This window comes from Paraburkholderia sp. BR14312 (assembly GCF_040948675.1).
Lineage (GTDB): Bacteria > Pseudomonadota > Gammaproteobacteria > Burkholderiales > Burkholderiaceae > Paraburkholderia > Paraburkholderia nodosa_A.
This window is the reverse complement of record NZ_JBFPKI010000003.1, coordinates 336,261-362,260: the sequence shown is the minus strand read 5'-3', so window position 1 is coordinate 362,260 and position 26,000 is coordinate 336,261. Positions and strand designations below refer to the sequence as shown.

At 61.9% G+C, this 26,000-nt stretch carries 23 protein-coding genes; 21 read left to right on the top strand and 2 right to left on the bottom strand.

What is annotated here, in order from left to right:
- Positions 1-143: 143 nt before the first annotated feature.
- From AB3X98_RS10960 to AB3X98_RS10920, 9 genes are all read left to right on the top strand, one after another.
- A complete protein-coding gene (locus AB3X98_RS10960) occupies positions 144-314 on the top strand; it encodes a rubredoxin (RefSeq protein ID WP_008342674.1) in 171 nt (56 codons plus the stop codon).
- Positions 315-510: 196 nt separating this feature from the next.
- Positions 511-2,028: a hypothetical protein gene (locus AB3X98_RS10955; RefSeq protein ID WP_368603902.1), complete on the top strand. Its 1,518-nt coding sequence runs from the start codon at positions 511-513 to the stop codon at positions 2,026-2,028.
- A 234-nt stretch (positions 2,029-2,262) separates the two neighbouring features.
- Positions 2,263-2,841, top strand: coding sequence for a YqgE/AlgH family protein (locus tag AB3X98_RS10950; RefSeq protein ID WP_028202127.1), 579 nt, complete (start codon positions 2,263-2,265; stop codon positions 2,839-2,841).
- The gene (gene ruvX, locus AB3X98_RS10945; RefSeq protein ID WP_368603901.1) at positions 2,838-3,272 is read left to right on the top strand and encodes a Holliday junction resolvase RuvX; all 435 of its coding nucleotides are present in this window, start codon (positions 2,838-2,840) and stop codon (positions 3,270-3,272) included. Before AB3X98_RS10950 ends, ruvX begins: the two co-directional genes overlap by 4 nt.
- Before the next feature lie 33 nt (positions 3,273-3,305).
- Positions 3,306-3,827: a bifunctional pyr operon transcriptional regulator/uracil phosphoribosyltransferase PyrR gene (gene pyrR, locus AB3X98_RS10940; protein WP_368603900.1), complete on the top strand. Its 522-nt coding sequence runs from the start codon at positions 3,306-3,308 to the stop codon at positions 3,825-3,827.
- Positions 3,828-3,919: 92 nt separating this feature from the next.
- Entirely contained in the window at positions 3,920-4,939 is a 1,020-nt protein-coding gene (locus tag AB3X98_RS10935) for an aspartate carbamoyltransferase catalytic subunit (RefSeq protein ID WP_324140716.1), read from the top strand.
- Positions 4,940-4,973: 34 nt separating this feature from the next.
- A complete protein-coding gene (locus tag AB3X98_RS10930) occupies positions 4,974-6,272 on the top strand; it encodes a dihydroorotase (RefSeq protein WP_368603899.1) in 1,299 nt (432 codons plus the stop codon).
- A 55-nt stretch (positions 6,273-6,327) separates the two neighbouring features.
- Positions 6,328-7,104 (top strand): lysophospholipid acyltransferase family protein, encoded by a 777-nt coding sequence (locus tag AB3X98_RS10925; RefSeq protein ID WP_368603898.1) that lies wholly within the window; start codon positions 6,328-6,330, stop codon positions 7,102-7,104.
- Positions 7,105-7,153: 49 nt separating this feature from the next.
- Positions 7,154-7,969: a 2OG-Fe(II) oxygenase gene (locus AB3X98_RS10920; protein ID WP_368603897.1), complete on the top strand. Its 816-nt coding sequence runs from the start codon at positions 7,154-7,156 to the stop codon at positions 7,967-7,969.
- Between the two features lie 21 nt (positions 7,970-7,990).
- Here the strand turns inward: AB3X98_RS10920 and AB3X98_RS10915 are convergent, their stop codons facing one another.
- Complete coding sequence (locus AB3X98_RS10915) at positions 7,991-8,842, bottom strand: symmetrical bis(5'-nucleosyl)-tetraphosphatase (RefSeq protein WP_368603896.1); 852 nt, start codon at positions 8,840-8,842, stop codon at positions 7,991-7,993.
- Between the two features lie 419 nt (positions 8,843-9,261).
- Here AB3X98_RS10915 and rfbB point away from each other — a divergent pair, with 419 nt between their 5' ends.
- Genes rfbB through AB3X98_RS10855 form a run of 12 tightly spaced genes read left to right on the top strand, consistent with a single transcriptional unit; the run spans position 9,262 to position 24,528 of the window.
- Positions 9,262-10,323, top strand: coding sequence for a dTDP-glucose 4,6-dehydratase (rfbB, locus tag AB3X98_RS10910; protein ID WP_368603895.1), 1,062 nt, complete (start codon positions 9,262-9,264; stop codon positions 10,321-10,323).
- Positions 10,324-10,334: 11 nt separating this feature from the next.
- Complete coding sequence (gene rfbA, locus AB3X98_RS10905) at positions 10,335-11,228, top strand: glucose-1-phosphate thymidylyltransferase RfbA (protein WP_368603894.1); 894 nt, start codon at positions 10,335-10,337, stop codon at positions 11,226-11,228.
- Complete coding sequence (gene rfbC / locus AB3X98_RS10900; RefSeq protein ID WP_368603893.1) at positions 11,213-11,764, top strand: dTDP-4-dehydrorhamnose 3,5-epimerase; 552 nt, start codon at positions 11,213-11,215, stop codon at positions 11,762-11,764. Before rfbA ends, rfbC begins: the two co-directional genes overlap by 16 nt.
- Positions 11,757-12,656, top strand: a complete 900-nt coding sequence (rfbD, locus tag AB3X98_RS10895; RefSeq protein ID WP_368603892.1) for a dTDP-4-dehydrorhamnose reductase — start codon at positions 11,757-11,759, stop codon at positions 12,654-12,656. The genes rfbC and rfbD overlap by 8 nt, the downstream gene beginning before the upstream one ends.
- Before the next feature lie 52 nt (positions 12,657-12,708).
- Positions 12,709-13,704, top strand: a complete 996-nt coding sequence (gene rfaE1, locus AB3X98_RS10890; RefSeq protein ID WP_368603891.1) for a D-glycero-beta-D-manno-heptose-7-phosphate kinase — start codon at positions 12,709-12,711, stop codon at positions 13,702-13,704.
- Between the two features lie 32 nt (positions 13,705-13,736).
- Entirely contained in the window at positions 13,737-14,723 is a 987-nt protein-coding gene (gene rfaD, locus AB3X98_RS10885) for an ADP-glyceromanno-heptose 6-epimerase (RefSeq protein ID WP_368603890.1), read from the top strand.
- A 1-nt stretch (position 14,724) separates the two neighbouring features.
- Entirely contained in the window at positions 14,725-15,624 is a 900-nt protein-coding gene (locus AB3X98_RS10880) for a glycosyltransferase family 2 protein (RefSeq protein WP_368603889.1), read from the top strand.
- Between the two features lie 58 nt (positions 15,625-15,682).
- A complete protein-coding gene (locus AB3X98_RS10875; RefSeq protein WP_368603888.1) occupies positions 15,683-16,465 on the top strand; it encodes an ABC transporter permease in 783 nt (260 codons plus the stop codon).
- A gap of 9 nt (positions 16,466-16,474) precedes the next feature.
- Complete coding sequence (locus tag AB3X98_RS10870; protein WP_368603887.1) at positions 16,475-17,224, top strand: ABC transporter ATP-binding protein; 750 nt, start codon at positions 16,475-16,477, stop codon at positions 17,222-17,224.
- Between the two features lies 1 nt (position 17,225).
- Entirely contained in the window at positions 17,226-19,118 is a 1,893-nt protein-coding gene (locus AB3X98_RS10865; RefSeq protein WP_368603886.1) for a glycosyltransferase, read from the top strand.
- 32 nt (positions 19,119-19,150) lie between these two features.
- The gene (locus AB3X98_RS10860) at positions 19,151-22,582 is read left to right on the top strand and encodes a glycosyltransferase (protein WP_368603885.1); all 3,432 of its coding nucleotides are present in this window, start codon (positions 19,151-19,153) and stop codon (positions 22,580-22,582) included.
- 2 nt (positions 22,583-22,584) lie between these two features.
- Positions 22,585-24,528: a glycosyltransferase family 9 protein gene (locus AB3X98_RS10855; protein ID WP_368603884.1), complete on the top strand. Its 1,944-nt coding sequence runs from the start codon at positions 22,585-22,587 to the stop codon at positions 24,526-24,528.
- On the opposite strand, the gene AB3X98_RS10850 is transcribed toward AB3X98_RS10855, so the two are convergent.
- Positions 24,525-25,742 (bottom strand): acyltransferase family protein, encoded by a 1,218-nt coding sequence (locus tag AB3X98_RS10850; protein ID WP_368603883.1) that lies wholly within the window; start codon positions 25,740-25,742, stop codon positions 24,525-24,527. The two genes, AB3X98_RS10855 and AB3X98_RS10850, sit on opposite strands and share 4 nt — an antisense overlap.
- Between the last annotated feature and the right edge of the window lie 258 nt (positions 25,743-26,000).

Sequence of the window (26,000 nt, the reverse complement as noted above, 5' to 3'; positions counted from 1 at the left end):
CCCGCGTCAACGCATTCCGTTTGATCCCATGCAGGCCAGATTTCCTCTTGCTAGGCATGGAAACGGCAACAAGGTACCATCATGGCTCTCGTTTCCCCGATTTTTTTTCCGACTGGTTTCGGACTTTTCGACGCGGCATAAGAATGGAATATAGAAGCTGGATGTGCCTGATCTGCGGCTGGATTTACGACGAAGAAGCCGGTTTGCCAGACGAAGGCATTGCCCCCGGCACGCGCTGGGAGGATGTCCCGATCAACTGGACCTGTCCTGAGTGCGGTGCGCGCAAGGAAGACTTCGAGATGGTCCAGATCTGAGCGCGTTGCCCGGATAGCTGGCGATAGCCGGCGCGCAGTCTGGCTGCAGATTCCAGAAGTGTGGCGGGTGTGGAGTGCGGTGTCGCAACAGCGGGCACCGTATTTGCGCTTGCCGTCGCGGTTGTCGACGTCAGCGTCGACGCCATTGTCGAGATTGCCCGCCTGGTCGGCCCGCTAACGTTTTCGGCGCTGCCCTATGAGTCATCCTTCAAGCTCTGATGTGCGGTTCGAAGCGTTGCCGAATCCGCGCGGCGGCACGGTGCCGTTCGCGCACGGCGCGCTCGCCCAGGCGCTGGACGCGCTCGAAGAGCAGCGTGATGTGGCCCGGCCGCTGCGCCAGGCTGCCCGCACGCTGCACGACGCCGGCTGGCTTGCCGCCGCGCGCTTTGCCGATACGCTGCTCCTCGCTTCCCCGCTCGCGCTCGCTGCGCCCGTGCCCATAGAGCCGCCGCCGGGCTTGCCCGTGCGGCCGCTCCACGCACCCGAGGAAGCGCAGGGCGCTGAATTCCGCGTCCTGTTCAGCGAGGCGCTCAAGGAACTCGTCGCCGCGCTCGAGCGCCGCAATCTGCGCGAGCTGGCGTGCTCGCCCGCGCTTTTTGCGCGGCAGCATGCGCTCGTGGCCGCGCTCGCGGAGCACGTGCCGGGCATCGCGCTCGCCTATGAGGACGTGGCGCTGCAGGGCCGGCCGCTGGCGCCTGCTTCGCTGCATCCGCAGCCGGCCCAACGCTTCGGCCAGGTGCGCGCGCGCTTCGAGCAGGCGCTGCTGCATGCGCTGAAATCGCACGTCGGCAACGGCAGCCGTGCGGCCAACGCGCTCGCGCTCGCGGCATTCGACGAGATGGACGCCTGCATGGCCGAGCTATCGAGTCCCGATCCCTACGACTTCTGGCGGCTTGCATCCGCGTGTGGACGTGCGCTGCGACGTGGCGTGGCGTCGTGGGGCGACGAGGGCGTGCGGCGGCTTTACGCGCGCTGCAATCTGCTGATCGGCGAGCACGCGCGCGGCCTGCGCTTCGCGCCGCAAACGCTCGTGCGCTCGACGCTGGCGTTGCTCTGGCGGGACTACGCGCTCTTCGGGGCCGCCGCGGAAGACACCGCGGACGTCGATCTGCTGCACGACTACGGCTTGACCGTCGAATGGCATATCGCCGGCACGCAAGCCTCGGAGGCGCTGTGGGAAGCCGGCAGCGCGCAGGCCGGCGCGCTCGCGGCACGCGTGGCGCCCACGCGCGAGCTGGGCGCGCTGGTCGTGAACGGCAACGCGTATGAAGATTTTCTGCAGACTGCCGATGCGGCGATGATCGCGCTCGGCACGCACTCGCGCACGCTGACGTTGCGCGGCGCGGGGGCTGCCGCGGAGCCCGCCGACGCGCTGGTCGCGGCCGAAGCGGCGTACCGCATCGGCGCTGCGGCCTGGGCGCTCGGGCTCGGTCATGTCGGCCAGCTCGCAGATGCGCTGGGCCTCGCCTGGCGGCGCACCGCGCATGCGGCAACGCTCTCGGCCCTCGAGGCGCGGGGCGCGCCGTCGGTACAGGCGCCCGGCGCCGAGGCAATCGAGCACGCCAGCGAGGCGCTGCGCGCCATGCTGCACAAGGTCGCGGCGGGCGTCGCGCAGCCCGACGCCACGCCGGCGGTGCGTGCGCTTGGGGCGGCGATCGTCGGCGGCGCGGCGCAAACCGCGGCGCAGCCCGCAGTGCAATCCATTGCGCACTGAATGCACGGGGCGGGCGGATCCACGGCGCGCGTCTGGCTGCCGAGGCACCGGGCACCGGCCTTGCGCCATCGGCCCAGTGCCTTGCAAGGGCACAGCGCGCGCGTGTTAGAGTGAGCCATTCCCTGCAATGCGCAACGCGTAGCGGCCGGCAAAGTGCGAGGCGGCCATCGGGCGCCCGACTTCCGGCCTGGCAGCGCGCCGCCATTGCGCATCGTCTTTGCTAGAATTCAAACCATGTCCAAGAGTACCGATCGCATCAATCTGACCAACCAGTTCCTGATCGCCATGCCGAACATGGCGGACCCCACGTTTTCAGGAACGGTGGTCTACCTTTGCGATCATTCGGAGCGCGGCGCGCTCGGTCTCGTCATCAATCGGCCCACGGACATCGATCTCGAGGCACTCTTTTCCCGCATCGACCTCAAGCTCGAAATCGAGCCGCTCCTGCACGTGCCCGTCTATTTCGGCGGCCCGGTGCAGACCGAGCGCGGCTTCGTGCTGCACGCGCCCGCCGAGGGCACGAGCTATACGTCTTCGATGTCGGTGCCGGGCGGGCTCGAGATGACCACCTCGAAGGATGTGCTCGAAGCCGTCGCCAACGGCAGCGGCCCCGAGCGCTTTCTGCTCACGCTCGGCCATGCCGGCTGGGGCGCGGGTCAGCTCGAGGACGAAATCTCGAAGAACGGCTGGCTCACGGTCGAGGCCGATCCGAAGATCGTGTTCGACGTGCCCGCCGAGGAGCGCTTCGAAGCGGCGCTCGCGCTGCTCGGCATTTCCTCGACGATGCTGTCGGGCGAGGCGGGCCACGCATGAGCGTGGCCGCTGGGCGAGGGGCCGGCGAGGCCACCTTGCTTGCGTTCGATTACGGCGAAAAGCGCATCGGCGTGGCGCTCGGCAACGCGCTCACGCGCAGCGCCCGGGCGCTCACCGTCATTCCCAACAAGAGTCGTGACTACCGTTTCGAAGCGATAGGCGAGTTGCTGCGCGAATGGCAGCCTGACGTGCTCGTGGTCGGCGTGCCGTGCCATCCGGACGGCACGCCGCACATCATGACGCAGCACGCGAAGCGCTTCGGCAACCAGCTCAACGGCCGCTTTGGTTTGCGGGTGGTGTGGGTGGACGAGCGCTATTCGTCTGTCGACGCCGAAGCGCGGCTGCGTGAGCGCGGCGAACGCATCGAACATGTCGACGCCGAAGCGGCCTCCGTGATTCTCCAGCAGTACCTCGACGAACTCCCGCTCTGATTAGCCCGCGAGTTGCCCGATGCGAGTTGCCTGATGATTACTCCCGACGCTGAAGCGCTGTACTTCGCCCTTCTCGACGAGATTCGCGCGGCGTATCACGCCGATGCGTTTGGCGCGCCCGGTGGCGTGGCGATCGTTGGCATTCATAGCGGCGGCGCGTGGATCGCCGAGCGGCTCGCGCAGGACGTCGGGACGCACGAATGGGGCGTGCTCAACGTCGCGCTGCACCGCGACGATTACGCGAAAAAGGGCCTGCACAGCAAGGCGAGCCCAACGTCGCTGCCGTTCGCGGTGGAAGGCCGCCACATTCTGCTCGTCGACGACGTGCTGTACACGGGCCGCACCGTGCGCGCCGCGCTCAACGAGCTTTACGATTACGGCCGCCCGGCCTCCGTCGAACTCGCGGTGCTCGCCGAGCGCGGCGGGCGAGAGCTGCCGGTGTCTGCGCGTTTCACCGGCGGCGCAGTGAGTGTCGATGCACACGAAACGCTCGTACTAGCGCACAACCCCGACGGCCGCTTCACCTTTGAAGTCGAGCAGAGCAGCGGTAGCTGACGCGCGCATCGAACCCATTCGGCGGCAGCGACGGCAGATGTACAGGCATGCACGCTGGCCACACGCCGCCCATCACATCCAGGATTCACGCGATGAACACACAGCCCACGCCCGCCGCGTCCCCAGCGGACGATACGCGTTTTCGCTACGGCTTCCTCAAGGGCAATCCGCAGCTCACGAAGAACGGCGAGCTCAAACACCTGCTGTCGATCGAGGGCCTCTCGCGCGCGATCCTCACGCATGTACTCGACACTGCCACTCAGTTCGTGAGCGTGACCGATCGCGACGTGAAGAAGGTGCCGCTGTTGCGCGGCAAGTCGGTGTTCAATCTGTTTTTCGAGAACTCCACGCGCACGCGCACCACTTTCGAGATCGCGGCCACGCGTCTTTCTGCCGATGTGCTCAACCTGAACATCAACGCTTCATCGACGAGCAAGGGCGAGTCGCTGCTGGACACCATCGGCAATCTTTCGGCGATGCATGCCGACATGTTCGTCGTGCGCCACGCGTCGAGCGGTGCGCCGTACCTGATCGCCGAGCACTGCGCGCCGCACGTGCACGTGATCAACGCCGGCGACGGCCGCCACGCGCACCCGACGCAGGGCCTGCTCGACATGTACACGATCCGCCACTACAAGCGCGACTTCACGAACCTGCGCGTGGCGATCGTGGGCGACATCCTGCATTCGCGTGTGGCGCGCTCGGACATCCACGCGCTGACCACGCTCGGCGTGCCTGAGGTACGCGCCATTGGCCCGCGCACGCTTTTGCCGGGCGGCCTCGAGCAGATGGGCGTGCGCGTGTTTCATAACCTCGACGAAGGCCTGAAGGATGTGGACGTCATCATCATGCTGCGCTTGCAGAACGAGCGCATGAGCGGCGCCCTGCTGCCTTCCGCGCAGGAGTACTTCAAGAGCTGGGGCTTGACGCCCGAGCGGCTCGCGCTTGCCGCGCCCGACGCAATCGTCATGCATCCGGGGCCAATGAATCGTGGCGTGGAGATCGACTCGCAGGTCGCCGACGGTCCGCAGTCGGTGATCCTCGATCAGGTGAGCTTCGGCATTGCGGTGCGCATGGCGGTGATGGGCATCGTCGCCGGTAACAACGATTGAAGCGCTCACGCGGCAAGAACGACAAGGGCAGCAGATGAAGATCCATATTCAAGGCGGCACGCTGATCGATCCGGCAGCCGGGACGGAACAGCAGCAGGACGTGTACATCGAAGCCGGCAAGATCGCGGCGCTTGGCGCGGCGCCCGCGGGCTTCCAGGCGGACCGCACGCTCGACGCGCGCGGCCTCGTCGTCACGCCGGGTCTTGTCGACCTGAGCGCGCGCCTGCGCGAGCCGGGCTACGAACACAAGGCCACGCTCGATTCGGAGATGAACGCGGCGCTCGCGGGCGGCGTGACGACCCTCGTGTGCCCGCCCGATACCGACCCCGTGCTCGATGAGGCCGGCCTCGTCGAGATGCTCAAGCACCGCGCGGGCAAGCTCGCGCGTGCGCAGGTGCATCCGCTGGGCGCGCTCACCGTGGGCCTGAAAGGACAGGTGATCACCGAGATGGTGTCACTGACCGAAGCGGGTTGCATCGGCTTCACGCAAGCCGACACGCCGATCGCCGATACCCAGGTCCTGCTGCGCGCGCTGCAGTACGCGAGCACCTACGGCTACGCCGTGTGGCTGCGGCCGCAGGACGCGTACCTCTCGAAGGGCGGCGTGGCCGCGAGCGGCGCGCTGGCTTCGCGCCTCGGCCTCTCCGGCGTGCCGGTGAGCGCGGAGACGATCGCGCTGCATACGCTCTTCGAACTGATGCGCGTGACGGGCGCGCGCGTGCACGTGCAGCATCTTTCGTCGGCGGCGGGCGTGGCGCTCGTGCGCGCCGCGAAGGCCGAGGGCCTGCCCGTGACCTGCGACGTGACGGCCAACCATCTGCATTTGATCGACATGGACATCGGCTATTTCGACGCCCAGTTCCGGCTCGACCCGCCTCTGCGCCAGCAGCGCGATCGCGAGGCGATTCGCACGGGTCTCGCCGATGGCACGATCGACGCGATCTGTTCGCAGCACACGCCGGTGGACGACGACGAAAAGCTGCTGCCCTTCGCCGAAGCGACGCCGGGCGCGACGGGGCTCGAACTGTTCCTCTCGCTGACCGTGAAATGGGCACAGGAAGCGCGCATCCCGCTCGCGAAGGCGCTTGCCCATGTGACATCGGCGCCGGCAGCCGTGATGCAGCGTGACGTGGGGCGGCTCGCCGTGGGCGCGAGCGCGGACCTGTCCGTGTTCGATCCCCATGCGCACTGGCGCGTCGAACCGCGCGCGCTCAAGAGTCAGGGACACAACACGCCGTTCCTCGGCTACGAATTGCCCGCCGTGGTGCGCGCAACGCTCGTGGCGGGGCGCGTTGGCTTCGAGCGGGGGTTCGATCGAGTTGCAAGCGCATGACAGATTTGTGTCACGCAGGTCTGCTAGGATCTCGCGATTCAGCCTATCGTCAAATATGAGCCTCTTCATTCGCAAGACCCGCCTGCTCGCGCATCTGCTGCGCGGCGCCTGCACCGTCGCACTGCGCTTTCCGCGTGCGAGTGCCGATCAGCGCCACGCCATGAACCGTGCATGGTCCCTCAAGATGCTCGAGCTGTGCGGCCTGAAGCTCGTCGTGCACAACGACGCGGCTCGGCTCGACGCGGGCGCGCTCGTCGTGAGCAACCACATTTCGTGGATCGATATCTACGTGATCAACGCGTGGCGGCCCACGCCGTTCGTCTCGAAGGCCGAGATCCGCAACTGGCCCCTCATTGGCTGGTTCGCGCAGAATCTCGACACGGTGTTCGTCGAGCGTGAGAAGCGCAGCGATGCGAAACGCATCATGCATGAGCTGGCGGCGCGGCTCGAGCGCGGCGAGCTGATGTGCGTGTTTCCCGAAGGCACGACCTCGGATGGCCTCGCGCTCAAGCCGTTTCACTCGAACATGTTCCAGGCGGCGGTATCGGCTGGGCGGCCCGTGCAGCCGCTGTGCATTTTGTATGAGGATGCGCAGGGGCGGCAGTCGGTGGCGCCGGCGTATATCGACGACCTTTCGCTGAAAGACTCGCTCGACGCGATGCTCAAGTCCGGGCCGCTGACCGCTCACGTTTATGTTGGTGAGGCGATCGAAGCGGGGGATGACCGGCGCAAGCTGGCGGCGCGTGCGCAGGAGGCGGTGGGGCAGGCGTTGGAGGCGATGCGGGGTGAGGCGGCGCATGTGCAAGGACCCGGGGCCGTTCAGGTATCGTGACGCCTCGACGCGTTATCGAAAATAAAACATCGAAAGCAGGACAGTCATCATGGATCGCATGGAACTCGGCGCGCGCATCGCAGAGCGCCTCGAAGCAGAGCGCGCGCGATTGCGCGAACAGTGGACGCAGACGGCGCCCGTCAACCACTTCCATATCGACGACGTACTTCCGGAGGATGTTGCACGTGCAATTCGCGCGGCCTTTCCCGACACGTCGAAGATGATGCTGCGCAAGAGTTTGCGCGAGCTTAAGTACGTGTCGGCGCAAATGGACGCGCACGCGCCGCTGCTTGAAGAGATCATCTTCGCGTTCCAGATGCCGCGTGTGGTCGAGCTCATCAAGGAGATCACGGGCCTGCGTTCGCTCTATCCAGACGAGCATCTCTACGCCGGCGGGATTTCGATGATGGGGCCGGGCCATTTCCTCAACCCGCATCTCGACAACTCTCACGACAAGGATCGCGAACGCTATCGCGTGCTGAATTTGCTTTATTACGTTTCGCCGGGCTGGTCGCTGGAGAAGGGCGGCAACCTGGAAGTCTGGCCGCAGGGCACGAAAGCCGAGCCCACGACGATCGTGAGCCGCTTCAATCGCCTCGCCGTGATGGTGACCAACCAGCACTCGTGGCATTCAGTGTCGAAGAATGCGAGCACGGAGCAGCGCTGCTGCGTGTCGAACTACTACTTCTCGGATCACCCGGTGGGCGACGCCGAATACTTTCACCCGACCTCGTTTCGGGGGCGACCCGACGAGCCTGTACGCGACGTCGTGCTTCAGGCCGACGCCGCGGCGCGCGGACTCGTACGCCGCGTCTTTCCCAAAGGTGTGAAGAGCACCACGCACGTGTACAACAAGAAGCGCTGAGATGACGTGGCGGCGCCAGGTTCAGCCGCTCGTCGCGCGGCAGGTCTCACACGGCACCTGGGTGAGGAGGCGCTGGGACGGATCGGCGTGGAGGTGCACCGCTGAAAGCTGTTCGCCCCAAACGCAGCCCGAATCGAGCCCAACCACGTTCTTGCGCAGGGTGAGGCCGAGCGCCGCCCAATGGCCGAACACGACCGTAATGTCGGCGGTCTTGCGCCCGGGAACATCGAACCACGGCATATAACCCGGCGGCGCCGAATCGAGGCCGCCGCTCGTGGTGAAGTCCATCGTACCTTCGCGATCGCAAAAACGCATACGAGTGAGCGCGCTGCAGGTCACGCGCAGCCGGTCGATACCCTTCAGGTCCTTCGACCAGCGGTTCGGCTCGTTGCCGTAGAGGCCCGCGAGCGTCTCCTTCCAGTTGTCACGCCGCAAAGCCTTTTCGAGTTCGTGCGCGAGCTCCATCGTGAGATCGACATCCCATTGCGGCAGCACGCCCGCGTGCACCATCAGCATGCCGTTTTCATAGTGTGCGATTGGACGGTGGCGCACCCAGTGCAACAAGTCATCGGCGTCGGGCGCGTTCAGGATGTCGTCGATGGTGTCGCCCTTTTTCGACTTGCGGATGCCCGCCGACACCGAAAGCAGATGCAGGTCGTGATTGCCCAGCACGGCAACGCCGCGCTCGCCGAGCGCGATCACTTCGCGCAGCGTCTCGAGCGATTCGGGTCCGCGATTGATCAGATCGCCCGCAAACCACAGCGGCGTATGAGCAGAGGGCGCAGCCTTGGCGAGCAGTTCGCGAAACGGTGTGAGGCAGCCCTGGAGATCGCCGAAGGCGAGGGGGGCTGTAACGAGCGCATGCTTGGTCATTAAATCGGAATCAGTTGCAGTACGGCGCGGGAAGAGAGAATGACGGTATCACAGGAATAGTTTTGCCGCGCGGTGTGAAGAGTAGGTGACGCGAGTCATTGATGCGGCCCGAAGTGACCATCGGAGATGCGGCCGATATGTCGCTATCGTGCGACAGACTCCAGCATTAGCCGGAGGCGTGTACCTGTGAGAGTGTCGAATCGGAATTTGTCAAGCTGTTTCAAGATGTTAGCGGTATGGTTTTCGCTCTGGCTGGCCTTATAATTGTCGGGGCATAAAATCAGAGCCAGAGTATGCAAAGTGGTTAAAAGGCGCGCATTCACTCGCCAAACGGCCATTTTTACAGCATTCTTTCGGGCACTCTGCGTCCGGGGGCGTCAGGCCAGAGTCGCTATCAAACAGAGCTATAAAGGAGTTCCATGATTCTCGTAACGGGCGGTGCCGGCTTTATCGGCGCCAACTTTGTGCTTGACTGGCTGCGTCAATCGGATGAAGCCGTTCTGAACGTAGACAAGTTGACCTACGCGGGCAATCTCGGAACATTGCAGTCGCTGCAAGGCAATCCGAAACACGTGTTCGCGCGTGTGGACATCTGCGACCGTGCGGCGCTGGATGCGCTCTTCGCCGAGCACAAGCCGCGTGCGGTGCTGCATTTCGCCGCAGAAAGTCACGTCGACCGTTCGATTCATGGTCCCGCCGATTTTGTTCAGACGAATGTGGTAGGTACCTTTACGCTGCTCGAAGCGGCGCGCCAGTATTGGAACGGTCTGCCTGACGCCGAGAAGGCCGCATTCCGCTTCCTGCACGTGTCCACCGATGAGGTGTTTGGCTCGCTCTCAGCAACTGATCCGCAGTTCTCGGAAACCACGCCGTACGCTCCCAACAGCCCGTACTCGGCAACAAAGGCAGGTTCAGACCATCTCGTGCGTGCGTACCACCACACGTATGGCCTGCCGACGCTCACCACGAATTGCTCGAATAACTACGGCCCGTACCAGTTCCCCGAAAAGCTCATTCCGCTGATGATCGCCAATGCGCTCGCTGGCAAGCCGCTGCCCGTGTATGGCGACGGTCAGAACGTGCGCGACTGGCTGTATGTGGGCGACCACTGCAGCGCGATCCGCGAAGTGCTTGCGCGCGGCCAGAGCGGCGAAACGTACAACGTCGGCGGCTGGAACGAAAAGAAGAACCTCGAAGTCGTGCATACCCTGTGCGACCTGCTCGACGAACTGCGCCCGAAGGCGACCGGTTCGTACCGCGACCAGATCACCTATGTGACCGATCGGCCCGGCCATGACCGCCGCTACGCGATCGACGCCCGCAAGCTTGAGCGCGAGCTCGGCTGGAAGCCCGCAGAAACCTTCGAAACCGGTCTTGCGAAGACAGTGCGCTGGTATCTCGACAACCAGGCGTGGGCTGACGAAGTTGCTTCGGGCGACTATCGCAAGTGGGTCGAAACGAACTACGCGCAGCGCGCGTAAAGGCGGTAGACATGGCGCGCAAAGGCATTATTCTCGCCGGTGGTTCCGGCACGCGGCTCTATCCGATCACCCATGCGGTTTCGAAGCAGCTGCTTCCGGTGTACGACAAGCCGATGATCTATTACCCGCTGTCAACGCTGATGATCGCGGGTATTCGCGATGTGCTCATCATCTCAACGCCGCAGGACACGCCGCGTTTCGAGTCGATGCTCGGCGACGGCAGCCAGTGGGGCATGAACATCCAGTACGCGGTGCAGCCGTCGCCCGATGGTCTCGCGCAGGCGTTCATCATCGGCAAGGAATTCGTGGGCAACGATCCGTCGGCGCTCATTCTTGGCGACAACATCTTCTACGGTCACGATCTCGCAAAGCAGCTCGAGCGTGCGGACGCACAAGAGTCGGGCGCAACAGTATTTGCCTACCACGTGCACGATCCGGAACGCTATGGCGTGGTCGAGTTCGACAAGGGCTTTCGTGCGCTGTCTATCGAAGAAAAGCCTGCGCAGCCGCGTTCGAATTACGCAGTGACGGGTTTGTACTTCTACGATAACCACGTGTGCGATATCGCAGCCGACATCAAGCCGTCGCCGCGTGGTGAGCTGGAAATTACGGACGTCAATTCGCGCTACCTGAGCGATGGCGCGCTGAACGTCGAGATCATGGGCCGCGGCTATGCGTGGCTCGACACCGGAACGCACGACTCACTGATCGAGGCGGCGACCTTCATCGCGACGCTGCAAAAGCGCCAGGGGCTCGTGGTCGCATGTCCTGAGGAAATTGCGTATCGCCAGTCGTGGATCGACGCGGAGCAACTACAGGCGCTGGCCAAGCCGCTCGCCAAGAACGGCTACGGGAAGTATTTGTTGAACATTCTTATGGATCAGGTCGCATGGCCATCACGGTAACCGCTACGGCACTCCCGGAAGTCAAGATCATCGAGCCGAAGGTGTTCGGCGATGCGCGCGGCTATTTTTACGAGAGCTTCAACGGCCGCGAGTTCGAACAGCTGGTTGAGCCGGGTGTCGTGTTCGTGCAGGACAACCATTCGCGCTCGGCGAAGGGTGTGCTGCGGGGCCTGCATTATCAGATCTTGCATGCGCAGGGCAAGCTCGTGCGCGTGGTGGAAGGTGAGGTGTTCGACGTGGCCGTCGACCTACGCCGCAGCTCGCCTAATTTCGGCAAGTGGGTGGGTGTGCACCTCTCGGCCGAGAATCATCGTCAGTTGTGGGTGCCACCCGGGTTTGCGCACGGCTTCGTAGTGCTGTCGGAATCCGCGCAGTTCCTTTACAAGACGACCGACTACTGGTTCCCCGAGCACGAGCGCAGTGTAGTGTGGAACGACGCGGATATCGGAATTGAATGGCCGATTGACTTCGAACCGCTGCTGGCGGCCAAGGACGCGGCGGGCAAAAAGCTGGCCGAGGCCGAAGTGTATGCGTGAGGGGACGATGGACAAGCAGCCGACGATTCTCGTCACGGGTGTGAACGGACAGGTGGGCTACGAGCTGCTGCGCAGTCTGCAGGGGCTGGGTCGCGTCGTGGGTCGCGACCGCTCGGCGCTCGATCTCGACGACCCCGATGCGATTCGCCGCGTCGTGCGCGAGGTGAAGCCGACGATCATCGTCAATCCGGCCGCCTACACGGCGGTAGACAAGGCCGAAAGCGATGTGGACGCAGCGACGCGCCTGAACGTGCAGGCGCCGCGCGTACTCGCAGAAGAAGCAAAGCGCCTGGGCGCTGCACTCGTCCACTATTCGACCGATTACGTTTTCGATGGAACGAAAGATTCGCCTTATGTCGAGTCCGATACGGTGAATCCGCAGAACGTCTATGGCCGCACGAAGCTGGAAGGTGAGCAGGCGATCGCGGCAAGCGGCTGCGATCATCTGATCCTACGCACGAGCTGGGTATATGGCACGCGTGGAAAGAACTTCTTGCTGACGATGTTGAAGCTAGGCGCGGAGCGTGAAGAGTTGAGCGTAGTGGCCGATCAGATCGGCGCGCCGACGTGGTCGCGAACGATTGCGACGACGACCGCGCACGTGCTCGCACAGGCCGCCAGGGTCGACGATCGCGGTCAGTGGTGGGCACAACAAACCGGTGTTTATCATCTGACCGCCGGCGGCGCGACTTCGTGGCATGGATTTGCCGAAGCGATTTTCGAATTGTCATCTCTCGCGAAGCGTCCGGTCGTGAAGCCAATTCCGGCGTCGTCCTATCCGACGCCGGCGAAGCGTCCGGCCAACTCCCGGATTTCCAACGACAAGTTCGCTGCGGCGTTTGGGGTACGGGCACCGGACTGGCGAGAAGCATTGGCGCTGTGCGTGCAGTAAGGACAGGGCGCGCATGACGTGCCCGTGCGGCGAATCCTTTTTTCCGAAGTCTATGTCCGTAATCGAAAGTGTATTGGTGAAATCGAAGTTGGAATCCATGCTGCCCTCAGTTTCGCGTGAGCGGCTAGCGGGGGCTTCCGTGCTGGTCGTCGGCGACGTGATGCTCGACCGCTACTGGTTCGGCGACGTCAGCCGTATTTCTCCAGAGGCGCCTGTTCCGGTCGTGCACGTGCAGCGCAGTGAGGAGCGTCTGGGCGGCGCGGCAAATGTTGCCTGTAATATTGCGGGATTGGGCGCCGACGCCGCGCTCCTGTGCGTGGTGGGTGTCGATGAGCCCGGTGAGCGGCTCATGACTCTGCTCAGTGAAAGCAATGTGAAGGCATACGCCGAGCGCGACCGTTCGATCTCGACGATCATCAAGCTGCGCGTCATTTCCCGGCAGCAGCAACTCTTGCGCGTCGATTTCGAGGAAACGCCCACGAAGGAGATCTTGCTGGCCAGCCTTGCGCGTTTTGACGCGTTGGTCGGAGACGCACGCATCATTCTGCTCTCCGACTACGCAAAGGGTGGCCTGACGCACGTCTCAAGCATGATCGCAACCGCGCGTCGGCTCGGGAAGCGGGTGTTGATCGACCCGAAGGGTGCGGACTGGCAACGGTATCGCGGCGCGAGCCTGATCACCCCGAATCGCGCCGAACTTCGCGAGGTAATTGGCGCGTGGTCGTCCGAAGCCGACCTGACGTCTCGCGTTGCGCAACTGCGAAAATCGCTCGACATCGACAGCCTCCTACTCACACGGTCCGAGGAGGGCATGACGCTCTTCACGGATCACGATCCGGTGCACGTCCCCACGGCGGCTCGCGAAGTCTACGATGTCTCTGGCGCTGGCGATACAGTTATCGGCACTGTCGCGGCCATGTTGGGCGCAGGCGTGTCGCTGCTCGACGCTGTTGACTATGCGAATCGTGCGGCGGGAGTGGTCGTTGGCCGGGTCGGGACCTCGCCCATCTCTTACGAAGAATTGTTCGTAAACGAAGTCGCGGCCTGACCGCTTCATCACTGGACGACTCAAGAAATACTATGACCCTCATCGTCACCGGCGCGGCCGGCTTCATCGGCAGCAACATCGTCAAGGCGCTGAACGAACGCGGCGAAGACCGCATCATCGCCGTCGACAATCTCACCCGCGCGGACAAGTTCAGGAATCTCGTCGATTGCGAGATCGACGACTACATCGACAAGACCGAGTTCGTCGAGCGCTTTGCGCGCGGCGATTTCGGCGACGTGCGCGCGGTGTTCCACGAAGGCGCCTGTTCCGACACGATGGAAACCGACGGCCGCTACATGATGGACAACAACTTCCGCTATAGCCGCGCCGTGCTCGACGCGTGTCTCGCGCAGCGCGTGCAGTTTCTGTATGCGTCGTCGGCGGCGATTTACGGCGGCTCGACGCGCTTCGTCGAAGAGCGCGAAGTGGAAGCGCCGCTGAACGTGTACGGCTATTCGAAGTTCCTGTTCGACCAGGTGATCCGCCGCGTGCTGCCCACCGCGCAAAGCCAGATTGCGGGCTTTCGCTATTTCAACGTGTACGGTGCGCGCGAAACACACAAGGCGCGCATGGCGTCGGTGGCGTTCCACAACTTCAACCAGTTCCGCGCCGAAGGTCGCGTGAAGCTGTTCGGCGAATACAACGGCTATGCGCCGGGCGAGCAGACGCGCGACTTCGTCTCCGTCGAGGACGTGGTGAAGGTGAACCTGTTCTTCTTCGATCATCCGGAGAAGACGGGCATCTTCAATCTGGGCAGCGGCCGTGCCCAGCCGTTCAACGACATCGCCACGACCGTGGTGAATACACTGCGTGCGATGGAAGGCAAGCCCGCGCTCTCGCTCGCGGAGCAGGTCAAGGAAGGGCTGATCGAGTACATCCCGTTCCCGGACGCGTTGCGCGGCAAGTATCAGTGCTTCACGCAGGCGGACCAGTCGAAGCTGCGCGCGGCGGGCTACGACGCGCCGTTCCTGACGGTGCAGGAAGGCGTGGATCGTTACGTACGTTGGCTGGCGAAGTAAAGTGTCAGCGAAGTTGCAACCGGGCATCGTCGTGGTGCTGTATCGGCCCGACGAAGCGTGTATCGCGCGCGCCAACCGTCTGGCAGACTTTGGCCAGTGCGTCGTGGTCGACAATACCGAGGAGGCGCGCAGCGCCGCCGCACTGGGGCTGAAGCCGGACATTGCGTTTATCCCCAATGGTGCGAATCTCGGCATCGCAACCGCGCTCAATCAGGGCGTGGAGCACGTACGCCGCGCAGGTTGTCGCTTGGTGCTGCTCTTCGATCAGGATAGCGAACCCTCAGAGCAGTTGCTGCGTGAGCTGCCGGCAACGCTGTCGCGCGAGGTCGAAGCGGGGCGCCGTGTTGCGTTGATTGGGCCCGCTTACGAAGATATTCGTCTCGGCGGCATAGCGCCCTTCGTACGCTTCGGGTTTCCCGCTTTGCGCCGTGTCGAAGCCGACGGCGCGCGGCTGATCGACGTGGACTTTCTGATCACCTCGGGATCGTGTATCAATCTCGACGCGTGGCCAGTGATCGGTGCAATGGACGATTCGCTTTTCATCGATTTTGTCGATCTCGAATGGTGCATTCGAGCGCGTGCTGCGGACTATCGCGTCGCGGGTGCGCCGTGGCTACGTCTGGCGCACGAACTAGGTGGAGAGCCGGTGAGCATCATGGGGCGAAGTTACCCCAGCCATTCACCGATTCGGCACTACTACATGTTCAGAAATGCCGTCGCGCTGATGAAGAGGCGGTACGTGCCCTGGAGGTGGAAGGCGAATGAATTGTTGAAGATGCCGTTTCGCCTCGCCATTTATGGCATCTGGCTCAAGCCGCGGCGACGTCATCTCAAAATGGCATTTCTTGGCCTATGGCACGGGTTGAGGGGACGCAGTGGTCCGCTCGATTCCGTGCGGTGAAACAAGCAACGCGAAGCAAACGTGATTTCGCGAGCAATGCAATCCCACGATTACAGCTATGTTCAAACTAATATTTGCAGACTTGAAGCAGAGTGTCGCGTCCTATCGGTTGTGGACGCTGCTAGGCTGGCTCGAAATCCGGCAGCGCTACGCGCGCTCGCGAGTGGGACCGTTTTGGCTGACCATCAGTATGGGCGTCATGATCGGCTCGATCGGCGTGGTGTACGGGTCCCTGTTCGGCCAGAAAATGAGCGACTATCTGCCGTTTCTGGCGATCAGCCTCGTGATGTGGACGATGTTCGCGCAGACGGTGCAGGAAGGCAGCATCGCCTATATCAATAGCGCGACATACATTCGTCAGGCGGCCACGCCGAAGCTGATCTACGTCTTCCAGGTCATGTGGCGCAACCTCGTCATTCTTGCGCACAACTTCATCATCGTGCTGTTGCTGCTCGTGATCTTTGGCGTGAAGAACTGGGCCGCGTTGTCGATCTTCCTGCCGGCGCTGCTACTTTATCTCGCCAATGCGCTCTGGGTCGCGATGCTGGCCGGTCTGCTCTCGGCGCGTTTCCGCGATCTTCCGCAGATCATTGCGGCACTCATCCAGATCGCCTTCTATGTCACGCCGATCATCTACCGCCCCGATTCGCTGAAGCGGTTTTCCTTCATCGTGGATCTGAATCCGCTTGCCCACCTGATCGAGCTGGTCCGCGCGCCGCTGATCGGGCAGTTCCCGTCGCTCACGACGTGGCTGGTCGCGATCGGCCTTGCCGTGATCGGATGGACGGTTGCGCTGGCAATGACCGGCCGATATCTCAAACGCATTCCGTATTGGGTCTAGGAGAGCACGATGGCATTTATTGAATTGAAAGGTGCGAGTCTGGACCTGCCTATCTACGACGTCCAGGGTCGGTCGCTGAAGAAGCAGGTGCTTCGCATGGGGCGCCGCAACACGATTGCTGAGGACAGCGATGGCGTGGTCGTCGTGAAGGCGCTCGACAACGTCGATCTGCGCTTCGAAGCGGGTGACCGCATCGGCCTGATTGGCAGAAATGGCGCCGGCAAGTCGACGCTGCTTCGTACTATGGCGGGCATTTACTCGCCGACTCGCGGTACGGTCGAGAGCAACGGCAAGATCGTTCCGCTGCTCGATATCAGTCTCGGCATGGACGACAATTCGACCGGCATGCAGAACATTCGTCTGCGGGGTCTCCTGCTCGGCATGACAGATTCGGAGATCAAGGAAAAGACCGAAAGCATCGTCCAGTTTTGTGAGCTGGGCGACTACCTCGATCTGCCGCTGCGCACGTATTCGAGCGGTATGCGGGTTCGTCTCGCGTTCGCTGTGTCGACGGCGGTCGACGCCGAAATTCTCTTGCTGGACGAAGTGATGGGCGTCGGCGACGCATCGTTCATGCACAAGGCGCAGGAGCGCCTGCGTGATCTGCATAGCCGCGCCGAGATCGTGGTGCTGGCTATGCACGCGAATTCGGAGATTCGCCGCGTGTGCAACAAGGCGCTGTGGATGGATGGCGGCCGCGTGCGCGCATTTGGTCCCGTGGAAGAAGTTGTCGCCGCGTACGAGCAGCAGGTCGGCTGAGATGCGCTGGAGTTCGGTGCCAGGTTCCGCATGCCGTGCCTGGCGCGCAGCCCGTCAGGCCGTGCGCTCGCGCGGCGGTGTCCTGCCGGTTGCGCGAGCGGCGATGGCGGTGATTCGCCGGCAAGGTCCGGGTGGTCTGCGCAGCCTTCTCGCGCGGGCCGCTAACACCGACGACTACGGCGCGTGGATTGCCCGGTTCGACACGATCGACGATGCCAGCCGCGCCTTGCTTCGCGAGAAAGTTGCACGGCTCGCGGCTCGTCCGCGTATCTCTATCGTCGTGCCAGTGTTCAACCCGCAGGCCGCACATCTGCGGGAAATGCTTGACTCCGTGCTGGCGCAGATATATCCCGACTGGGAACTGTGCCTCTGTGACGACGCATCCACCGAGCCTCACGTCGCGCAGATTCTTGCGCAATACGCTGCTGCCGATCCTCGCATCAAGACTGTGCGCCGCGCACGCAATGGTCATATTTGCGAGGCCAGCAATGATGCCCTTGCGCTGGCAACGGGCGCGTTCGTCGCACTGCTCGATCACGACGATCGGCTCGCTGAGCACGCGCTTTATATGGTCGCGCAATATCTGCAGCTGCATCCCGACGCAAAGCTGCTCTATAGCGACGAAGACAAGCTGACGCCAGGCGGCGAGCGAATCGAGCCGTATTTCAAGCCAGACTGGGATCCGGTGCTCATGCTCGGCCAGAACATGTTTTCGCACCTCGGTGTGTTCGACACGGCATTGGTGCGTGAGGTCGGCGGTTTCCGCGCGGGCTTCGAAGGCAGTCAGGATCTTGACCTCGTATTGCGTTGCGCAGAAAAAGTGCCTGAAAGCGCAATCGTTCATATTCCCCACGTGCTTTATCACTGGCGCATTAGCGACCAAAGCACGGCACGTGAGGTGGCCGCCAAGCCCTATGTTCGAGAGGCAGCCAAGCGCGCAGTGAGCGAACATCTGCAAAGAACGGGGCGCGTCGTCGATGTCGACTGGTTGCGCACATCGTCGTCCATGCTGCGAGTGATCTTTTCGGTGCCGGAGCCGGAACCGCTGGTGTCGATCATCATCCCCACGCGCGATAAGCCGGAACTGGTGGCGCAATGCGTCGAGGGTCTGATGCAGCGGACCCGATACGCGAATGTCGAGATCCTGCTTGTCGATAATGGCTCGACCGATGCGCGCGCGCTGGCTTTGCTGACACGATACGCTGCGATGGAAAACTGTCGTGTAATACGCGATGACTCGCCGTTCAACTATTCCGCGCTGAACAACAAGGCGGCGGCACTGGCGCGCGGCAGCATGCTTTGCCTGTTGAACAACGATATCGACGCGCGCGATCCGGAGTGGCTCTCGATCCTGTGCGGCTATGCCTTGCAGCCGGGTGTCGGCGCCGTGGGCGCCGCTCTGTGGTATCCGAACGAACGGCTGCAGCATGGCGGCGTCGTCCTGGCGGGCGATGCGATTGCGGGCCATCTCCATCACATGCTCGGCCGCGACGAAGCCGGTTATTTCGGCCGCGCGCTGCTTGCGCACCGGGTCGCCGCGGTGACCGGCGCATGCCTCGTCGTCAGGAAGGCTTTGTTCGAACAGGTTGGCGGACTTGATGCGGCGAATCTTGGCGTTGCCTACAACGACGTCGATTTTTGCTTGAAGTTAAATGTGGAAGGCTATCGTAACGTCTATGTACCTTACGCCGGCCTTTATCATCACGAGTCTGCATCGCGCGGGACCGACCAGACCGGCGAGCGTGCCGCCCGACTGAACCGGGAGGCATGGTGGATGAGGCAGCGGTGGGGGCGCGATCTTGTATGTGATCCCACGTACAACCCGAATCTGGAAATCGATGGTGGACGATTCTTCCGGTTGTCGCAATCGCCGCGCATAGGCCAGTTCGATTAGCATCTAGTTAGCGGAAATTCAACGAAGGAATCATGAAATTCACCGGCGAACGCTTTGTGCCAGACCAGACAGGCAACATCGAGCTCGAACACGTGCACCGGTATCTTTGTGCCGCGGAGCTATGCGAAGGTAAAGACGTCCTGGATATCGCCTGCGGCGAAGGCTATGGATCGTCCCTGCTTGCCTCCAAGGCGGCTTCTGTGATCGGTGTCGATATCGCACAGGAAGCGATCGACCACGCATCGCGTCATCACTCTGGCGCCAACCTCGAATACCGGGTCGGCCCGGCGGCAAATATACCTGTCGCGGATGCGTCTATTGACGTTGTCGTGAGCTTCGAAACAATCGAGCACCACGATCAGCAGAATGAAATGATGGTCGAGATTCGGCGCGTCTTGCGACCGGGCGGCGTACTCATCATGTCGAGCCCAGATCGCGTGGTCTACTCCGAGTTGTCGGGCTTTAATAATCCGTATCACGTCAAGGAACTCACTCGCGAGGAGTTTCAGGCGTTGCTGCGCGCGTCCTTTAAGCACGTTGCGATGTACGGCCAGCGCGTGGTTTATGCCTCGGCGTTGCTATCAGAGCAGGACGGGCGCATCGAAAGCTTCCGCAAGGCGCCTGGCAGAGTCGAGCGCGGCACGGGGCTCGTCGCACCGATGTATCTTGTCGCCGTGGCGTCCGATGGCGATCTGCCTGTGTTGGCATCCGGTGTCTTCGAAACCGAAATCGGTGAGTCTGATGCCGTAACAGGACTCAAAGCGACGATTGCGGCGCGCGATCACGAGATTTTGGAGTTCCGTGAAGGCCGTACCGCGCTCGAAGCCGCGTTTCAGCAGGTGCGTGCGGCCGAGGAAGAGGCCCGTGCAGCTCACGCGCGCGCCGATGAGACGCGCGTTCGCCTCGAAGAAGCTTTGCAAAGCGCTAATACGCGCATCGAAGAGCAAGCCTCGCAACTGGATAGCGTTAACTCCACCGTCAACACGCTGCGTACCGTGGCTCGTTCACAGCGAACGGAGTTGACGCGATTGCAAACCGAAAAGCAAGAACTCGAAGCCTCGCTCAATCGGATGGGCGCATCGGTTGAGCAGCTCAATGCGTCCGTGCACGCTTATCGCGCGTCGTTCAGCTGGCGCGTTACAGCGCCAGTGCGCATGGCGAGCCGCGTGGCCCAGCGCGGGCGCAATATCGTTCGCGCGCTGTCGAGGTTGATGACCTCGGCGGGTACGCCGGCATTTACGCCTGTCCATGAGATGGAGCCGACGGGGGCTGATGGTTTCGTGTCCACGGGTGCCGATCCTCAAGTTGCCGTCGCGCCGCATTGGACGGGACTGCGTCCGGGTTGGGCCGTGCTCACCGTCGATATGGATTCGACGGAACCGAGCCTGAATCCAGTTCTCTACGCGTTTCACGGTGCGGACGGCGCGCAGGTTGCGTCGTATGCCATGCCTGGATATGGCAAAGGGCGCGAAAAGCGCCTGATCGTGCTGCCTCCGGAAGTGCGTTCGCTGCGTTTCGATCCGACCGATCGCCGCGATGTTTGCTTTCATCTGAGAGACGTTTCCGTTCGTAATGTCGGTAAGTGGGGTCTCGTGCGCGAGGGCTATGCGGCGCTGGCGCCGACGCAACGCGCCGAAGTCTGGCGTGCCTTGTTTGGCGGAAAACTACAACTCGCGAAAACGCTGGTGCGCTCGGGTATTGTCGGCAAATACGACAAGGGGGAATACCGCGCGTGGGTGGAGACTTACGATACGCTCACCCCTGAGGATCTCGTGCGCTTGCGTCAGCTTGGTGAAGAACTGCCGAACAAGCCACTCATTTCTATTGTGATGCCCGTCTACAACACGCGTCCGAAATATTTGCGCAAGGCACTCGAAAGTGTCATTACGCAAACGTATCCGCATTGGGAACTGTGTATTGCCGACGATGCTTCGCCGAATCCGGAAGTTCGTGCGGTGCTGGAAGAATATATGCGCAAAGATCCGCGAATCCGGGTCGTCTTCCGTGAAAAGAATGGACACATTTCCGCATCGAGCAATTCGGCTCTCGAGATCGTCAAGGGCGAATTTGTTGCGCTGATGGATCACGACGACGCCATCCCGGCCCACGCGCTGTTCATGGTGGCGGACGAGATCAATCGTTACCCTGAGGTCGACCTGATTTATACGGACGAGGACAAGGTCGACGAAAACGACCAGCGTCACGATCCGCACTTTAAGACTGACTGGAATCGCGAGTTGTTCTACTCGCAAAATTTCATTGCGCATCTTGGCGTGTACAGAACGTCGATCGCGCGCCATATCGGTGGCTTCCGCGTGGGCTTCGAAGGTAGTCAAGATTACGATTTTGCGCTGCGCTTCCTCAAGCATACGGATGGCAGTCGTATCCGCCATATTCCGCACGTCCTCTACCATTGGCGCATTTTCCCTGGTGTGACCAGTTTCTCGACGGACAATCCGGATGCCTCTGTCGAGACCGCGCGCCGAGCGCTGGTGGAGTACTTCGCGGAAGTTGAGCCGACTTCGGAAGTAGTGGGGATCGACAGCTTCCCGGGCTGGTGGCGCATCAAGCGTCGACAACCCGCTGAGCTGCCGCGTGTCTCGCTCATTGTGCCGACCCGTGACCGGCTGGGCGTGCTGCGCGCCGCAGTCGATGGATTGATGCGCGAAACGAACTACGAGAACCTCGAAATCATCGTGGTCGACAACGACAGCGAAGAAGCCGAGACGCTCGAATACTTCGAGGAAATCAAACGCGACCCACGCGTGAAGGTGCTGCCTGTCCCGGGCGTATTTAACTTTTCGGGGCTTAATAACGCAGCGGTAGCCGTTGCCACTGGTTCGATCATCGGTTTCATTAACAACGATATCGAGATCATCCATCCCGACTGGCTGCTGGAGATGGTTACGCAACTGAGTCAGCCAAATGTCGGCGCGGTCGGCGCGAAGCTCTATTACTCCAACGACACGATTCAGCACGCTGGCGTGGTGCTCGGTCTATATGGTGTGGCAGCGCACGGACATCGCCATTTTCCGCGCAATACGATCGGCTATTTTGGTCGCCCGATGCTGGTGCAGAACGTGACTGCCGTAACGGCGGCCTGCATGCTGGTCCTCAAGGACGTCTTCGAGCGCATCGGCGGCTACGACGACGTCAATCTGACAGTGGGCTATAACGACGTGGATCTGTGCCTGAAGGTTCGCGAAGCTGGCTACGACATCGTCTACACGCCGTTTGCGGAGTTGTATCACCTTGAATCGATTTCGCGAGGCGCGAACCTTTCGGCTGCACAGATCGAGCGCGATGCTCGAGAGCGTGCATATATGATGTCCCGTTGGGGGAACGTCATAGCTCACGATCCTTTTTATAGCCCGAACCTCACAATTGCTGGCGAGAACTACGGCCTCGCCTTTCCTCCGCGCGCAATGAAGCGCTGGAAGTCGGCTAATATGCAGGTGCGATAGTCATGAAACCAAGTGCAAAGCGTGAATTGAAGCGCATCATCAGACGTGCTGCGCCGGGGATTGCGGATCGCCTGAGCGTGGCTTTGCGTGCGGCGCGTGGTGCCGCAGTGCGCAATGCGGCCAAGTTCGGAAACCTGATGGCGCATATTCAGGAGAACCAGAGCGCGTTCGATGAGCGTGTACTAATCGATGACGCAGATGTCGCGGCCCTTGCCGCCAGATCGTCGATCGTCGTGGTTGGCACCACGCCGTTCGACAACATATCGACTTTTATCGACGAGCTTCGCAGAGAGAAGCTGGACATTGCGGAGATCGTGGTGGTCGACGCGACGGCGGAACAACCTCGTCTCGTAGCGATTCGCGATCACATCGCGGCATGGCGGCGGCGCCTGCCGCTCACGCGCTTCAAGGTAGTGCCGTACTCGCTGCAGGACATTCGCTATGCCCATGCGCTCTCGCTGGGGTGGCATGAAGCGCAGCATGAGAACGTCTGGATTGTGGGTCGCTATGACGTACCTCTCGATGGCTGTTTTACCTATTTGCTCAAGACTCAGCTCGAGCAAAAGGGCAGTGCTGTGATCGTATCGGGGGCGGTCGCGCCGGATGCGAGCTTGCGCTCGATTACCGTCGACCCGAGCCAGTTGTTTGAGCAGGAAGCTGCGATTCTCGAGATAGAGGAGAGCGCCGCTCTGCTTGCTCGCGCGATAACCGAACGCAAACTTCAGGCGGCAAAATTGCCGTCAAACCAGCCGGCAGGTGTCTTTTCGGAGGGCATTTTCGGTGGACCGCGCACGTCGCTGGCGGACGAAACCGGGCAATTGTTCGATACGAGCCTGCTTAGCAATCTCGCCGTCACCGCTCTCTCGCACAGGCTGAAGGCGGACGGCGTGCCGGTCGTGCGCAGCGGCTATGCGTATTCGCGCTCAATGTTGGCAAAAATCACCGATGGCGGACCGCCTTGGGAGGCCATCTACGATTTGCGTCGGATCGGTGACAACGCCGTTTCCGTGGAGCCGGACAAAAATGAAGCGATAGAAATCGTGTGTCCGTTTCATCGCGGGGACATGATCCTCGCTGTGCAAGTTGCTGCCAGTGTGGCCGCGTCTGGCAAGCGCGTTCGGCTGCATGTTGCCGAGCAACTCGTTCCCTGGGCCAAGGAATTCGGAACGGGCATCCATGTTGAGTCCGTACCCGTTCCGGTTGCAGCTGCGGAGGATACCTATCCCGTGCTGCTCGACGCCTTTCAGTATGTCTCGTTGCGTCGAGACGCAGCGCCGCGTATCGCTCGGTGTCATCCGAGCCGGAGCTTGTCTGAAACCGGGCGCAATCTCGTCGAATATATGCTGGAAGAGGTAGGCCTCCCGCTAGAAACCCGACTGCCCAATCTGCAACCGAGCAGCACCGACGCTCAGCAGCGTCGAGCACGTGAAATTGTCGCTGGTATCGGCGAAGACCTTGTCTTTGTGCATCCGGTCGGTGGGTGGAGTTTGAAATCGATTCCGCCCCACATCATGGCCGGTTTGGCCGAGGAAGTTCATCGCGCAGGGTTCAAACTTATCCAGATTGGCGGCGCCAGTGACCGACGTGTAGCGCATACCGATGGTGCGATTCTCCAAAATCTCATGCCGTCACAGTGGAAAGAGATACTCGCGCTTGGCCGGGCGTTGATTTGCGTCGATTCGTGGACATCGCACTTCGCGGCGATCCTCGACATCCCGCAAATCTGCATGTACGGCTCGACGCACCCGGATCATGTAAGTTCCAAGCGCTGGTTCCGCAGCCAGCTGAGTCCGTGCTTGAATCTCGGACCGATCGTCAATTGTTCACCGTGCAATTCATTGACCTGCGTTGCATATCCCGAGCGTGACTACTGCACGGGTTACACGGTTGATCGGTTTGCGCTGCAGGAATTCTTTTCGACGCTGCCAGCCGTCAGTGCGAGCTAGCGTTGCGTAGGCGATCCCCCGCCGTCGGGGCAAGGATCGCCGTGTCGAGAATGGCTCTCCGTGACGGAAGCGCTGCGTCGTGCCTGGATCGCCGGAAATTCGACGAAACGGTAGGTCAGCGCCGCTATCAGCACCGTGACGCCGACCACGCACGCGCCGAATCCGAGGTAGCTCTCGTGCGGGAGCGACGCGACAGGGACATAGTGATTAACGAGTCGTGAGGCCAAGTAAAGCACCCAATTGTGCAGTAAATAGACGCTATAGCTGAGCAGGCCAAGCAGGCGGGCTGCTTTGTTGCTCAGCAAGCCGATCAAGGTGTTGCCGCCGGCGATGATCAGGAATGGCACGAATAGCAGCGCAGCGCCGCCGGGCGAATAGACCAGCGGTTGCCAGTAGATGACGGAAGCCGTGCAGGCAATAGCTAGCGCCGTGGCAAATGTGTTTTGGCACATCCGGTGAATCGCTGGAGTGCGCACTGCCATCGCAGCCATGCAGCCCGCGACGAAATACCATTCGACCTGGCTCGGCGAGAACAGGGCAATGCACGCGCCCACGCCCAACGCGACCCCCGATGTTCCCCATCGAAAAGCGAGGGCACCGATCAAGGGCAGGACCAAGTAGAACTTCCACTCGTAGATCAAGGACCAGAAGACGGTATTGATCAGCGCGGTTTGGGGGAATCCATTGATCGGCGGTACGCCGGGGAAAGTGAAAAGTAGCCATGAGCCGATTTGCGTCGCGAGGTCATCAAGGGGCACATTGAGCCGGAAATGGGTCAAGGCCATCGCCGTCACGACCACAAGGGCGGCACTGACGAGATACATTGGGACAAGGCGGAGCACGCGGTTCTGAAAGAAGCGGATTGCCTCGAATCGCCCCTTACTCTCCATCACCCGGCCCCAAAAAAGGAACGCCGTGATCATGAAGAACATGGCAACTGAGCCACGGCCGAAAAGCGTCGAAAGCCGGGAAGGCGTCAGTTCCCATCCGCCAGTCAGGTAGAAATGGTGATTGATGTGGATGTGGTGGAGCACGACGCCGATCGCCAGAAAGCCGCGCAGGCCATCGATCGCGTGGTATCGCGATGACTTGACTTCCCGGTCGATTGCTTTCCTGTAGAAGCCAAAGGAGTGGTAGACGATCTGCGCGATGGTGAGCGCGAGGACAATGGCAAAGAGCGAGCCGAGTGCGATTTCAGGTGAAGTCAGAGGCATCTAGGCGAGGCTGTGTAGGTGATCTTTTAGAAACGTTGAAAGCGCGCGGTATCGCTGGGCGTGGCGTTGGCCTATGCAGTAGGCGCCTGCGGCTTTCCGGGGTTAACGTGCGTTCTCCCGGCCGATAGCGCAATGCCTCTTCGCGCTGGGGGCGCTGGAGGCATTCTATCGTTAGCGCGCAGCCTTGGGGCGGCAGATCTAGCCGCAGCAGGTTGGAGGCTCGCCTTTCTGGCTAGCGCGTGGGTCTTGCCGATTGCG

What these genes read in the sequence shown, in the direction of transcription:
- AB3X98_RS10920 (WP_368603897.1), top strand. Translation starts at nt 7,154, where the DNA reads ATGGATCGCATGGAACTCGGCGCGCGCATCGCAGAGCGCCTCGAAGCA.
- ruvX (WP_368603901.1), top strand. Translation starts at nt 2,838, where the DNA reads ATGAGCGTGGCCGCTGGGCGAGGGGCCGGCGAGGCCACCTTGCTTGCG.
- AB3X98_RS10875 (WP_368603888.1), top strand. Translation starts at nt 15,683, where the DNA reads ATGTTCAAACTAATATTTGCAGACTTGAAGCAGAGTGTCGCGTCCTAT.
- rfbC (WP_368603893.1), top strand. Translation starts at nt 11,213, where the DNA reads ATGGCCATCACGGTAACCGCTACGGCACTCCCGGAAGTCAAGATCATC.
- AB3X98_RS10870 (WP_368603887.1), top strand. Translation starts at nt 16,475, where the DNA reads ATGGCATTTATTGAATTGAAAGGTGCGAGTCTGGACCTGCCTATCTAC.
- AB3X98_RS10855 (WP_368603884.1), top strand. Translation starts at nt 22,585, where the DNA reads ATGAAACCAAGTGCAAAGCGTGAATTGAAGCGCATCATCAGACGTGCT.
- rfbA (WP_368603894.1), top strand. Translation starts at nt 10,335, where the DNA reads ATGGCGCGCAAAGGCATTATTCTCGCCGGTGGTTCCGGCACGCGGCTC.
- AB3X98_RS10850 (WP_368603883.1), bottom strand. Translation starts at nt 25,742, where the DNA reads ATGCCTCTGACTTCACCTGAAATCGCACTCGGCTCGCTCTTTGCCATT.
- pyrR (WP_368603900.1), top strand. Translation starts at nt 3,306, where the DNA reads ATGATTACTCCCGACGCTGAAGCGCTGTACTTCGCCCTTCTCGACGAG.
- AB3X98_RS10935 (WP_324140716.1), top strand. Translation starts at nt 3,920, where the DNA reads ATGAACACACAGCCCACGCCCGCCGCGTCCCCAGCGGACGATACGCGT.
- rfbD (WP_368603892.1), top strand. Translation starts at nt 11,757, where the DNA reads ATGCGTGAGGGGACGATGGACAAGCAGCCGACGATTCTCGTCACGGGT.
- rfbB (WP_368603895.1), top strand. Translation starts at nt 9,262, where the DNA reads ATGATTCTCGTAACGGGCGGTGCCGGCTTTATCGGCGCCAACTTTGTG.
- AB3X98_RS10950 (WP_028202127.1), top strand. Translation starts at nt 2,263, where the DNA reads ATGTCCAAGAGTACCGATCGCATCAATCTGACCAACCAGTTCCTGATC.
- AB3X98_RS10860 (WP_368603885.1), top strand. Translation starts at nt 19,151, where the DNA reads ATGAAATTCACCGGCGAACGCTTTGTGCCAGACCAGACAGGCAACATC.
- AB3X98_RS10930 (WP_368603899.1), top strand. Translation starts at nt 4,974, where the DNA reads ATGAAGATCCATATTCAAGGCGGCACGCTGATCGATCCGGCAGCCGGG.
- rfaD (WP_368603890.1), top strand. Translation starts at nt 13,737, where the DNA reads ATGACCCTCATCGTCACCGGCGCGGCCGGCTTCATCGGCAGCAACATC.
- rfaE1 (WP_368603891.1), top strand. Translation starts at nt 12,709, where the DNA reads ATGTCCGTAATCGAAAGTGTATTGGTGAAATCGAAGTTGGAATCCATG.
- AB3X98_RS10915 (WP_368603896.1), bottom strand. Translation starts at nt 8,842, where the DNA reads ATGACCAAGCATGCGCTCGTTACAGCCCCCCTCGCCTTCGGCGATCTC.
- AB3X98_RS10925 (WP_368603898.1), top strand. Translation starts at nt 6,328, where the DNA reads ATGAGCCTCTTCATTCGCAAGACCCGCCTGCTCGCGCATCTGCTGCGC.
- AB3X98_RS10960 (WP_008342674.1), top strand. Translation starts at nt 144, where the DNA reads ATGGAATATAGAAGCTGGATGTGCCTGATCTGCGGCTGGATTTACGAC.
- AB3X98_RS10865 (WP_368603886.1), top strand. Translation starts at nt 17,226, where the DNA reads ATGCGCTGGAGTTCGGTGCCAGGTTCCGCATGCCGTGCCTGGCGCGCA.
- AB3X98_RS10955 (WP_368603902.1), top strand. Translation starts at nt 511, where the DNA reads ATGAGTCATCCTTCAAGCTCTGATGTGCGGTTCGAAGCGTTGCCGAAT.